General features: G+C 31.1%; 1 protein-coding gene (only partly in view). It reads right to left on the bottom strand.

Annotated elements, in window-relative coordinates; all coding sequences use genetic code 11:
* Positions 1 to 12,602 carry the 5' end (the start) of a hypothetical protein gene (locus ASUIS_RS13980; protein ID WP_328587676.1) on the bottom strand. It extends 19,603 nt beyond the left edge of the window, so only the first 12,602 of its 32,205 coding nucleotides appear in the window; its start codon is at positions 12,600 to 12,602; its stop codon lies off the left edge, out of view.

Here is a 12,602-nt window from a genome sequence, read left to right as displayed (position 1 = left end):
GAAATAGTGTCTGTTTGTTCGGTTGTATTCGTTAAATGTGTTCCTAATTTAACATAAGCAGATGTTATGCTTAAATCAACATCTGCAAAATATCCATTAGTTGTAATTTGACTATAATCTAAAGTATCTCTATTAAATTCATCATCATTATCTATTTGAGCATCTAAATAACCATTTATTACATCATTTCCATCACCAATTTTTATTATAAATCTATCATTTCCAGCTCCACCATAAAGAGTATCATTGCCAGTATTACCATCTATAACATCATTACCAGATAGTCCATTAATTATATTTGTATTTGTATCACCAAGTAAAGTATCCGCAAAATTTGTACCTATTAAATTTTCAAAATTCGTGATTATATCTTGTCCATCATTTCCAGTATTTTGAGCAGTTGTTATTGCTAAATTTACATTTACCCCAGCAATTGCATTTTCAAATGTAATAGTGTCAATTCCAGCTCCACCATTTAAGATATTATTACTACTATTTCCTTCTATTGTATCGCCAAAAGAGCTTCCTAAAATATTTTCAATAGAATCATAAGTATCAGTATTTCCCCAACCATCTGTTCCAGTAGCTTGTCTTAAACTAACTTTAACTCCAGCAGTATCAATAGCATAACTTACAGTATCTGAACCATTTCCACCTCTTAAAGTATCGTTCCCAGCTCCACCAACTAAAATATCATTTCCATTTGCACCATCTAAGATATTTGCAAATTCATTTCCAATTAGTGTATCGTTTCCAGCTCCACCAATAACATCATCAAAATTTTTAACAGTATCTGTACCAATTTCAGTACCTATTGCTTGATTTGCAGTAATAGCATCAGTTGAACCATTTCCATCAATATCAGCATTAACTGCACTGTTTCCAATATTTACAAATATTCCACTTGATGTTTTTGCAAAAGATAAGGTGTCATTTGTTCCACTTAATCCGTCTAAAGTATTATTTGCAGTATCACCTTCAATAGTATCAGTTCCACTTGTTCCTATAATATTTTCAATATTTGTTAAAGTATGGTCATCTATAAGACTTCCTACTGTAACATTTGCTAATCCAGTATCATTTAATGAAACTTTAATTCCAGCAGCTCCAATAAATGCAGAATAATCTACAGTATCATTTCCTCTACTATTATCACTTTGGCTTCCACCATCAATATTATCACCAGTAGTTTCTCCAACTGTTTGTATAAATTTATCAGCTCCAAAACCACCTTTTAAAATATCAGCTCCAGCTCCACCAGTTATTGTATCATCGCCAGCTCCGCCATCAATATAGTCATTTCCGCCTTTACCATCAAGAATATCATCTCCTGCTAATCCAAAAATGGTATTTACACTATCATTTCCGCTGATTATATCTGCTTGTGTTGAACCTGTAATATTTTCAATATCAACTAAATTATCAGTTTCACCAATAATTCCTACTGTAACTGTTCCATTTCCACTATTATCTAAACTAACAATAATTCTTTCAGTTCTATCTTCATAGCTTACAGTATCACCATATATTGATTCAACTCCACCATCAAGGGTATCATTTCCTAATCCACCTTTTAGTGTATCATCTCCGGCTTCACCATATAAAAAGTCATCACCTTCTCCACCAATTAAGACATCGTTTCCATCGCCTGCTTTAAATGTATCATTTCCAGTTCCACCTGTCATACTATCAGCATAAGTAGAACCTTTAACAACTTCTATATTTGTTAATGTATCTGTTTTGTTACTATCATCTGTTTTAATAACTGTATATGTAGAACCAACTGTTGTTAATACAATATTAGAAGTTCTATTAGAATAATCCATAATATCAATATCAGAAGCACTTGTACTTCCATCTATTGTATCTGTTCCTTTTGAACTATAAATTGTATCAGCTCCATCTCCACCTATAATAGTATTATCACCATCATTTCCAGTTAACTCATCTCCTGCACTTCCACCTATTAAATTATCAATATTTAATATTGTGTCTATATCTGTACTTTTTACAGTATTAATTCCATCTGTAGCACCAAGATTTACGGTTACTTTTGTAGTATAATTTGCATAACTAATAGTATCTATTCCACTTGTTCCACCATTAATTGTATTTGCTACATTATCAGTACCATTCATTATAAAAGTGTCATTTCCAGCAGAACCAAAAGCATTTTCTATATTTATTAAAGTATCAACATCATTTAATATAGTTGTAGTAGCTTTTGATGTGCTAAAATCTACAACTACACTTTCACCTGCTGTTAAATAATCGTATCTTACAGTATCACTTCCTGCTCCACCATCAAAAGTATTAGCTTGTGTATTTCCTTTGATAGTGTCATTTCCAGAAGTTAAAATAAACTTTTCAATTTCACTAAAACTATCCGTTGCAGTTGTATTATTACTTTGTTTAACTGTTGTAGTTGAATTTGATAAATCAAGATATACATAATCCCTTGTAGCATCAGAAACTACCATATGACTATAATCTAAAACATCTTCTCCAAGAGTATCTTGTGAACCACCAACAAAAGTATTATTTCCATTTAAATCACTATAAAAAGTATCATTATGAGATGAACCAATAATTTTTTCAATACTTACTAATGTATCTACATCACTTCCGCTTGTTACTGTTTTTGTTGCTGTTTTTAAATCAGCAACTATTTTTAAAGAAGAAGAACTATAATCAACAGTATCAACACCAGTTCCACCATCTAAAGTATTATTTTGGCTATTTCCAACAAAACTATCATTACCGCTTCCACCAATAATATTCTCAAAACCTTTTAATATATCATCATCTTGTGCAGTAGTTGTATTTGATAAATCTCTTGTCACACCCGTTGTATAATATTCATAACTTACAGTGTCATTTCCACTTCCACCATCTAAAATATTTGACTCAACATCCGTAGAAACTTTTATAGTATCATTACCAGCTCCACCAATAACATTTTCAATTGATGTTAGAGTATCTGTTCCACTTGCAGATGAAGTTGCTGTATTGTTTTTCAAATCTATTAAAATATCTATATTTGAGTCTATAATATTCTCATAACTTACCGTATCACTTCCACTTTTACCATCAAAAATATTATTTTCACTATCACCTATGAATGTATCATTTCCAGATGTTCCTGTGATATTTTCAATATTTTTTAATGTATCTGTTTGTTGAGTAATAGCTGTTGCATCTTTAATTACAGAGTTTCCAGTAGTTAAATTTACTTCTAAATGATAATTAGCATCTGTAATAACACTATAATCAACAGTATCCATTCCATTGTCTATAACACCGTCTTTTTCACCATCAATTAAATCATCTCCATCATCAAAAGAAGTTGCTTTAAATATATCATTACCAGCTCCACCTTCAAGTGTATCATTACCTTTTCCACCAGATAAAGTATCATCACCTAATCCACCAAAGATGTAGTTTGCAGCATCATTTCCACTAATATTATCAGTATAATTTGTACCTGTAATATTTTCAATTCCCTCAAGATAATCTTTTCCACCAAGTCCATCATTCGAAACAGCATAAGTATTACTATTACCTAAAGTTTGAGTTGCTCCCATATTTATGGTAACACCCATACCTAAATTTGCTTTCGAATAATCAGCAGTATCACCTTTTGTAGTGTTGCTTCCACCTCTTAATATATCGTTTCCTGCTCCACCTATTAGTGTATCATCACCTGCTCCACCTATTAATTCATTATTTGAAATATTTCCAATTAGTGTATCATTTCCTGCTCCACCTTCAAGATTTTCAACATTTACAATTTGTATTCTTCCTGCTGCTCCACCATCTTGATAATTTCCAACTTTTCCATCAGAATTAGTATCATTAAAATCATGATCTCCTGAACTGCCATCATAAGATAATCCAAGATTGATTGTTACAGATTGTAAAGAATCTGTTATTGAGCTATAACTAACAAAATCTATACCATCTCCACCATCTAAATAATCATATTCACTTGCTCCTGCAGTGCCCGTTCCACCACCGATTAAAGTATCATTACCAGCATTTCCTATTAATGTATTTGCTTTTGTATTTCCAGTTAGTTTATCATTTCCACTTCCACCAATAACACCTTCAATATCTTTAAAAGTATCAGTTCCTTGAGAAGTACTAATAAACTTTGCTCCATCTGCTATATCTACATCTAAATTTTCTGTTGCATCACTATAATCAGCAGTATCAATTCCATCTCCACCATCAAGAAGGTCATCTCCTGCTCCACCTCTTAATATATCATTACCATCTCCACCATATAGTTTATCATTTCCTGCTCCACCATATAATGTATCACTTCCTGCATTACCAATTAAAATATTGGCATTTATATCACCTATAATAAAATCTGAATCAGATGTTCCTGTAACATTTTCTATGTTTTTTATTTGATGATCATTTACACCAGATATTACAACATTAGTTGATGTGCTACTGTTTAATACAACAGTAATTCCACTTGATAATGCACTATAATCTACCTCATCAACTCCTACTCCACCATCTATTACATCATCTTTTGATTCACTTGTAGTTCTAAAAATAATTTTATCATCATCAGCCCCAGCATCAATTATATCAGCACCAGCTCCACTATAAATAGTATCTTTACCTGCTCCTGTTTTAATAATATTAATCTCATCATTTCCAACAATCGTATCATCGCCAGCTGTTCCAATAACATTTTCTATTCCTAATAATGTATCAGTTTGATGAATTATTGAGCCATCTTTAATTAAGGCTTTTCCTGCTGCTAATACTCCAACAGTTGTTGTACTTAAATTTAATTCTAGATGATATGTATTATCTGTAATTGCACTATAATCTACACTATCAGAACCATCACTATCAGTTAATGTATCATCTCCATCATCAAAAGAAGTAGCTTTATAAATATCATTTCCACTTCCTCCTTCTAGATAATCATTCCCTTTTCCTCCAATTAATGTATCATTTCCAGCGCCACTTCTAAATGTATCAGATAGTTCAGCTCCTGTCATTTCATCATCATAAGAAGTTCCGATTATTTCTTCAACATTTGTTAGAGTATCAACTTTCCCACTACCTTTTGTAACAGTGTAATTATTAGTGTTACTTGTAGTTGTTAATACAATTTTTTGATTCATTTTCGAATAATCTACACTATCAAATTCGCTTCCACCATCAATTGTATCTTTTCCTTCAGAACCATAAATTAAATCTTTACCAACATTTCCTAAAATAGTATTATCTGAATTATTTCCAGTTATAGTATCGTCATTTTTACTACCATCGATATTTTCTATGTTTATTAAAGTATCTATATCTGTTGTTGCATTAACTCCATTATATATAGTAGCTGTTGCTTGACTTAAATCTACTACTACTTTATTTGATGTTGCATCTAAATATTTATAACTTACAGTATCTCCATTTAATAAAGAATCTCCACCATCTAAATAATCAGCTCCTGCTCCACCACTTAGAGTATCATCTCCTGCTTCTGCATATAAAGTATCGTTATCATCTCCACCATCTAGATAATCATTTCCTACTCCACCGTATAATGTATCATTATTAATACCACCATAAAGAGAATCTGTACCATCATTACCTTTTAATATATTTTTTGAAGCATTTCCAATTATCGTATCATCATTTTTACTACCATCAATATTTTCTATACTTATCAAATTATCAATATCTGTAGTTGCTGTTACTCCATTATATACTGTTGCTTGATTTGAAGACAAATTCATATCTATAACAACTCTATTTGTTGTTGTATCTAAATATTTATAACTTACAGTATCTCCAATAGTTTCGCCAATAGTTCCACCATCTAAATAATCAGCGCCATCACCACCACCTAGTGTATCATCTCCTGAACCACCATATAAAGTATCATCTCCTGATTCTCCATCTAAAAGGTCATCTCCAGCTCTTCCATAAATTGTGTCATTTCCAGTTCCACCATATAATGTATCTTTTAATGTACTTAAATCTAAGGTATCTTCTACTGTACCAGAATTTTCGAATCCACCATAAATAATATCATCTCCACTTCCACCTCGTATAGTATCAGCTCCATCTCTTCCTTCAAAAACATTAGCTACATTATCATTGGTATCACCAATAATTAAATCTTCATATTTAGAGCCAATAATTTTTTCTATTCCATATAAAAGGTCATATCCACCATGACCATCTTCATTAACTTGACCTTTATTTAATATTGCATCATCTTCAGAAGCAACATTCATATCAACAATGATTCCCTTACCTGATGCTAAATATGAATAATCTACAACATCAATAGAAGCATCTGTTTGAGTTAAAATAATCCCATTTGTATCAACAGAAGTAACAACTCCTCCAATAATGACATCATTTCCAGCTCCACCTCTAAAAGTATCATTTCCTTCTCTACCTATTAAAGTATTGTCACTTGCGTTTCCATAAATAGTATCATTTCCACTACCACCTTCAAGATTTTCAACATTTAATATTCTTATATTTCCAGCTGCTCCCGCATATTGATAATCTTTTACACTTGTTGAATCAAAAGTATGAATATCTGATGTATTATCATAAGTTAATCCCAGATTTATAGTCACCGCATCAGTAAAATCTTTGTAACTAACAGAATCTTTACCTTCTCCACCATCTAAATAATCATATTCACCAGCTAGGGCTTCTGCTGTACCTGCACCATCGAGAATATCATTTCCTGCATTTCCTATTAAAGTATTAGCTTTTTTATTTCCAGTTAATGTATCATTTCCACTTCCACCAATAACACCTTCAATATCTTTGAACGTATCTGTTCCTTGAGAAGCACTAATAAATTTTGTTCCATCTGTAATATCAACTGTTAAATTCTCTGTTGCATCACTATAATCAGCAGTATCAATTCCAGCTCCACCATCAAGAATATCATTTCCTGAACCACCTCTTAATATATCATTTCCTGTTTCACCATATAATGAATCATTTCCAGCTCCACCATATAAAGTATCATTTCCAGCATTACCTTTTAGTATATTAGCATTTGTATCACCTATAATAAAATCAGAACTTATCGTTCCTGTAACATTTTCTATATTTTTTATTTGATGAGTTGTTGATCCTGATACGGCATTAGAATAATTATCCCCATTTAAAGTTACAGTAATTCCATTTCCTAAAGCACTATAATCAATAGTATCTATATCATCTCCACCATCAATTATATCCCCTGCTATTCCTGCTGATGTTTGAATAAATAGGTCATTTCCAAAGCCACCTTTTAATACATTTACACTTCTACTTGCAGTGATTGTGTCATTATTTTGTGTTCCAATTACATTTTCAATATTTTTAAGTGTGTCATTATCTCCACCATTTATAATAACCGTAGCAGAAGTTGAAGTAAACTGGTCTTCTAGATTTACACTAATCCCATTTGTACTTCCATCACCAACTTTTGATATAGAACTATAATCAACTGTATCGATACCATCTCCACCATCTATAGTATCGTTTCCATTACTAAGTGATTCATAAAATAAATCATTTCCAGCTCCACCATATAATGTATCATTTCCTGCTCCACCAGAAATTGTATCATCTCCAGCTCCACCATCAAATATATTTGCAACATTATCATCAATATCACCCAAAATAGTATCATTATAATTTGACCCTATTATATTTTCAATACTTACTAAAGTATCTTTTGATCCATCTTCGTGTGTTGCTATTCCATATTCAATTTTAGAAGTATCAGTATTAGTACTATCATTCATATCAACTACTACTTTATCAGATAAAGAGTAATCAACTGTATCTTTATATGTTAAAGAAGTATCATCTATTAAACCAGTTACATTTGTAATATTTTGTGGTGTATACATATAAAGTGAATCACCATCTTTTATAAGACTTGCTACTTTTTTTGCTTCATTATTAGTTTCAAAAGCATTAAATAAACCAGTGATAATATCTTGTGCATTTGCAGATGTTGCTAAAAAGCTAATAATAATTGTACCTATTGTAAATGAATATGTATTTCCAATTGTTGGTGTTCCATTTATATTTAATTTATGAGAGTATTCATCAACTCCACCATCTAAATAATCATTTGCACCTTTTCCAACTAAAGTATCATTTCCTGTTCCACCAAGAATTGTATTTTTATCATCATTTCCTATTAATATATCGTTACCAAAACCACCTTGAATATCTTCAATATTTTTTATAATAAGATTTCCATCTCCAGTATTCTGTGCTACATTTTCATTAGCACCTACGTTAAAAGATAAATCTACTTTAATGTTTTTATTTGTAGAGGCAAAACTTACTAAATCTCCAGCTCCAATATCATTTATACCACCATCAATATAATCAATTCCAGATGAAGATCCATTTCCCAAAATAGTATCACTTCCAGCTCCACCAATTAATGTATTTGCTCCTGAAGTTCCAATTAATATGTCATTACCTTGACCACCAATTGCCCCTTCTATACTAATAAATGTATCTTTTCCTTCATTTATACTAATTGTTTTTTCACCTTGTGAATTTAAGTCAATTATTAAATTTTCATTTGTTACATCACTATAATCAACTGTATCAATACCATCTCCACCATCAAAAGTGTCATCACCTGCTCCACCTTTTAAAGTATCATCACCTGTTCCACCAAGTAAAGTATCATTTCCTTCTTTTCCTTCAAGGAAATCATTTCCAGCATTTCCAGTAAGTATATTATCTTGATTATTTCCTATTATTGAGTCAGCAAAAGAAGTACCTATTACATTTTCAATATTAAAAACTTGGTCATTCCCAATTTGTTTTTCTGTATCAATAGCAATATCAGATGCAGTATTTAAAGCTAAATTAATATTAAGACCAATTCCACTAGTTACATAACTATAATCAACTGTATCTTTTCCAGTTCCACCATCTAAGTAATCATTTCCTTTTCCACCAACTAAAGTATCATTTCCTGCTTGTGAGAAAAGTGTATTATTTAAATCACTACCAACTAAAGTATCATTTCCGGCACCTGATTTAATATTTTCAATATTTTCAATAGAGTCAGTATAAGTAGTAACACCATCTTTAATCGTAGCATTTGTACTTGATGCGCTATTAAGAGTTAATTCTAAATTTTGAGATGAAGTAAGACTTGAATAATCAACTGTATCAAAATCAGCACCTCCGTTAATAACATCTATTCCATTATCTGCTCTTAAAATAAATGTATCATTCCCACTATTTCCATATAAAATATCTTCTTCATTATCTATACCACCATCTATGGTGTCGTTTCCACTTCCAGCATCTATACTATTAGCTTTATTATTTCCTGTGATTTCATCGTTAAATTGTGTTCCAATAACATTTTCAATACTACTTAAAACATCAATATCAGCATTTCCAATATATGCATTTGCAGCTGTATCATCAGTTCCTAAAATAATTTTTAATTTTGCAGTTTCCAAAGAAAAATCAACAGTATCAATACCGTCTCCTCCTCTTATTGTGTCAGAACCTGCATTTCCTATTAATAAATCATTTCCAGCTTCACCTTCAAGTAAATCGTTTCCATCTCCGCCATATAAAGTGTCATTATCAGCTCCTCCATATAAACTATCATTTCCACCATTACCTATTAAAGTATCATTTCCAGCTAAACCTTTTAAAATATTATCTGAATCATTTCCAGTAATTAAATCAGCCCCAGCTGCTCCTGAAACATCTTCTATATTTTTTATCTTTAGTTTTCCAGCACCGCTATCTTGAACTTCACTATTTCTTAAATCAACTGTAATTTTACTAGTTAATCCAGAATTTTCATATGTTATAAGGTCTCTATCTCCACTTCCACCATCTATTTCATCGTAACCTGATGAAGCAGAACTTCCATTCGTTACAATCGTATCATTTCCATTTCCAGCAAGAATTACATTATCTGCATTAGTTCCAATAATAGTATCGTTATAACTTGAACCAATAATATTTTCAATACCTTTTAAAGTATCTAGTCCAGCTTTTTTAGTGTCTTGTTGTGAATTTATGGTTAAATCAACTTTTATTCCCTCTGTATCACCTAAAGAATTACTTAAACTACTATAATCAACATAATCGCTTCCATCTCCATCTCCACCATCTAAAAAATCATCCCCTAAGCCACCTGATAGAGTATCATGTCCTAGACCTCCTAAAACAGTGTCATTTCCAGAACCACCATCTAGAATATCATTTCCACTATCTCCTCTTAGTAAATCATCTCCAGCTCCAGCAAAAATAGTATCATTTTCTAATCCACCAATTAATGTATTTGATAAACTATTCCCATAAATAGTATCTGCATAACTAGAACCTACTACATTCTCAATATTGAAAAGTGTATCATTACCATCTCCACCTGATGCTTCTCCACGAGTAGGTTCTCCTGGTATATTTGAATCTAAATAAACAGATTGAGCTGCACTTGAAGATGAATAATCAACAGTATCATTTCCAGTTCCTCCATCTAAATAATCATTTCCTAATCCACCAATTAATGTATCATTTCCAGCTTCACCCAAAATTGTATTATTTAAAGAATTACCAAAAATAGTATCATCATAATTCGAACCAATAACATTTTCAAAATCCCAAAGCTGATCATTGCCATCAATTCCAGATGCCATTCCCTTACTTGCATCATCTGAATCTGAACTTAGTTTTACCAAAACACCTTTATTATCAACAGTATTTATAGCATTTATGTAACTAAGAGTATCGTTTCCTGATCCACCTTTTAAAATATCTTCGCCTAATCCACCTTCAATAGTGTCATTTCCTGATCCACCATCGATATAATCATCTCCTGCAGCACCAGAAATTGTATCTGCACTATTTTCACCTTTTAAAGTATTATTTTTTTCATTACCAATAATTATATCTTTGTCTTGTGTTCCTATAATATTTTCGATATTTGATATAGTATCTGTACCGTCTCCTGTAACAATTCCTGTTACTAAATTTGCATTTATTCCAATATTATTAACATTATCTATTTCTGAATAATTTAAAGTATCACTTCCAGCACCACCGTCTACAATATCATCTCCAGCTCTTGTGATAATTGTATCATCACCTGTATTTCCATAAATTGTATCATTTTTAGTTCCACCATAAATTGTATCATTTACAATTCCACCAAAAATTGTATTTACTAATTCTTGAGAACCTTTTGTTTCCGTATCATTGATATTTGTAGTAATTACAAACCCCGTAGTGTACTGTTTACCATTTAAATAAAATGATTCAAAATCATACTCTTTAGCTATGGTTTCATTTTGAATATCTTTAACTTGTATTGCATAATCTTTTTCAAATTGAAGTTGTGTTTTTACAGGTGGAATAATAGTTGCTTTATTTGCTTCAGATACATTATTTATATCAAATACAGAAGTACCTTTTATAGTAAAAACTGAATTACTTTCTTGAGTATTATTAACACTAAAAGTAAAGTTTATAGCTCCCTTATTATCAATAGTAAACCCTTCAATTACATCAGTAGTTGGATCATCTTTTTTTAAAATCCAGCTATTTCCTGATTTAACACCATATAAGATTTCAAATCCACTAGGAAAGCTACTACTTGAAATAATTAGTTCTGTTATTGCAAAACCTTCTGGCTGATTTGCTGTTAAACTTACAGTTCTTGAAGTTTTAGTTATATCAAAAAGAGCTGGATCATCTGCATATATAACAACATTGTCATAACTTCCAAATTTTTTATCACTATAATCTATAGCCTCAGTTTTTGTTTGAGAAACTAATCTATCTTTATCTACTGTGTTATAATTATTTGGGTATATATTTGCATAAGAAGTACCTCCACCTCCATAAACAGTTAGAGTTTTCCCATTTGCATCGGTTATAGTATTTTCTCTTATTTCAACATGTTGAATATCTATATTAAATGATAAAGTTGGCTCAATACCTTCAACAGCAGCATCTTCTGTTTTTGTTGATTTGGCTTTATCTGTTTTTGTTTTCATTGAAATATTTTCATTTGCAACTGATTCTTCAATTGATTGTTCAAAAAATTGAGCAGTACTTTCAGCCAAATTCTGAGATATATTATCATCCATTGCAATATTATTGTCTATTACAATTACCTGTGGAGTGGCTTCATTTTTCTTTTCTTCATTAGCTTTATTTTTTTTATCTTGTTCAGATGCATCAGGTAAATTTACAAATTCATTAGTAACAACAGAGTTAATTGGTAAGGCATTTATTTCTTCAATATTCGATAAAATCGCAGATAAAGATGTAACCTTTCCTCCTAAGCCAATAAACTCAGGAGTATTTTCAGCATATCCCATTAAGGCTAATGAAACGAAAGTATAGTTACCGGCACCTGCCATTTCTAATACTATATCACCACCAATAAGTTTAAATTTTGCATTTTCTAAATTAATTCCAAGGGCTTCAAGATCAATTTTATCACCAGGTCTTACATAAATAGCTATGTTATCACCAACTGGCGCTTTTTCTTTTATTTGAACTTTATTATTTAAATATTTGATAAACTTAGATTCTTCTTGTGCCAT

This window comes from Arcobacter suis CECT 7833 (assembly GCF_003544815.1).
GTDB lineage: Bacteria > Campylobacterota > Campylobacteria > Campylobacterales > Arcobacteraceae > Aliarcobacter > Aliarcobacter suis.
Note: the sequence above shows the minus strand (reverse complement) of the source record. Positions and strands in the feature narration are given on the sequence as shown.